Origin of the sequence: uncultured Limnohabitans sp. (genome assembly GCF_937889215.1) — a bacterium.
Classification (GTDB): Bacteria; Pseudomonadota; Gammaproteobacteria; order Burkholderiales; family Burkholderiaceae_C; genus Limnohabitans_A.
Genome location: NZ_CALBEX010000268.1, coordinates 1 through 1,731, shown reverse-complemented (window position 1 = coordinate 1,731; position 1,731 = coordinate 1). Strand labels below are relative to the sequence as shown.

Below are 1,731 nucleotides of genomic sequence, written 5' to 3'. Positions count from 1 at the left end.
ACTGGGCCGTCGGCGTGGGTCCAGTCCCACAGCAGTTGGGCGACCTCGTCCACGCCTTGCTTTTTCAAGGCCGAAAAGAGTTTGACTTCACCGCCACCGGCTTGCAGTCGCGCAATCGACAAGGCTTTGGCTTGCTCGGCGCGGGTCAGCTTGTCGGCTTTGGTCAAGATGATCAAAAACTTCAAGCCTTCCTCGACCCGAGGTCGGATCACTTCGAGCAGGATGTCGTCGAGTTCCGTCAGGCCGTGGCGCGGGTCGCACATCATGACGATGCCCTTGAGGTTTTCGCGGCTGACCAAATAGTTGGCCATAACTTGCTGCCAACGCAGCTTGTCCATTTTGGCTACAGCGGCATAGCCGTAACCGGGCAAATCGGCCAGCACGGTGTCGGTGATGCCCTGTTTGCCCAAGGCAAACAGGTTGATGTGTTGGGTGCGGCCGGGTTTTTTGGAAGCAAAAGCCAGTTGTTTCTTTTGCGTCAGGGTGTTGATGCAAGTGGACTTGCCCGCATTGGAGCGGCCCACAAAAGCGATCTCCGGGGTGTCCATTTCGGGCAAATGGTGCAGTTGTGCAGCGGTCGTCAAAAAGCGGGCCGTGTGCATCCAACCCATGGGCGTGACCACCTTGGGCGTGAGCGCTGCGGATGGGCTGGCAGCAGGATTGGCAGGGGCGGGCGTGCGGGGGCTGGGGCTCATAAATAAGGGATACCTTGGCGCGTCAAGAAACTGACGCAGACCTCATTGTAGAATCCTTGTGTTTTGCGCCAACTCTCGGATCACGCCATGAAGTCGATTACCTCTCTCTTGATCACCGCCTTGTCGGCCGCTTTTGTGGCCGGTTCTGCCTTGGCCGCTGGTCCAGCGCCCAAAGCCGCCAAACCTGATTTGGCCAAGGGCGAAGCCATTTTCAGTCAAGCCTGTGTGGCTTGCCATGCGGCGGACGGCAACTCCACCACGCCAGCCAACCCGAAGTTGGCGCAGCAACACCCCGAATACTTGGTCAAGCAGTTGCACGAGTACAAATCGGGCAAGCGCGCCAACGCGATCATGAGTGGCATGGTCGCCGGCCTGAGCGACGAGGACATGCGCAACATCGCTTTTTGGCTGGCCTCCAAACAAGCCAAGCCAGGTTTTGCCAAAGAAAAAGACACGGTGGCTTGGGGTGAGCGCATCTACCGCGGTGGCATTCCTGACCGTCAGATCGCAGCTTGCGCGAGCTGCCATTCCCCCAACGGTGCGGGCATGCCGGCCCAGTACCCCCGCCTGTCGGGCCAGCACGCTGACTACACCGCCGGCCAATTGGTGATGTTCCGCGAAGGTGTTCGCAAGAACAACCTGCAGATGACACAGGTTGCCGCCAAAATGAACGACCGCGAAATCAAGGCTGTGGCCGACTACATCGCTGGTTTGCGCTGATTTTTTGGCCGAGCATTGACCCAAGCGCGCACTGCGTTTGCCCTGTTGGTTCAAAAGGGTTTTAGGCTCAAAGTCGCGGCCTTGGGGCATAATTAAGGATCGGCTGATATGACATGCACCAAGGCCGGTTTTCCGGCCTTGGACGTTTCTGGCGGGCCTTGTCCCGCCATTTGTTTGGTTGCTTCTTTTTTGAACACTTCATGACGACTGTTGCATCCAGCCCTGAATCTGAGCGCAGCTCGCCCCGAGGGCAGGCTGTGATCGAGTTGCTGTCGTCCATGCGGTTTGCGATCTCCTTGTTGACGATCATCTGCAT

2 protein-coding genes are annotated in these 1,731 nt (G+C 58.1%); one reads left to right on the top strand and one right to left on the bottom strand.

The window, feature by feature from the left end; all coding sequences use genetic code 11:
• A partial coding sequence (gene yihA / locus Q0341_RS06850; RefSeq protein WP_299511460.1) for a ribosome biogenesis GTP-binding protein YihA/YsxC occupies positions 1-695 on the bottom strand: 695 nt, incomplete at its 3' end.
• An 87-nt stretch (positions 696-782) separates the two neighbouring features.
• On the opposite strand from yihA, the gene Q0341_RS06845 reads away from it, so the two are divergent.
• Positions 783-1,415 carry a c-type cytochrome gene (locus Q0341_RS06845; RefSeq protein WP_299511458.1) on the top strand — a complete coding sequence of 211 codons (633 nt, stop codon included), beginning with the start codon at positions 783-785 and terminating at the stop codon, positions 1,413-1,415.
• Positions 1,416-1,731 lie beyond the last annotated feature (316 nt).

What these genes read in the sequence shown, in the direction of transcription:
- Q0341_RS06845 (WP_299511458.1), top strand. Translation starts at nt 783, where the DNA reads ATGAAGTCGATTACCTCTCTCTTGATCACCGCCTTGTCGGCCGCTTTT.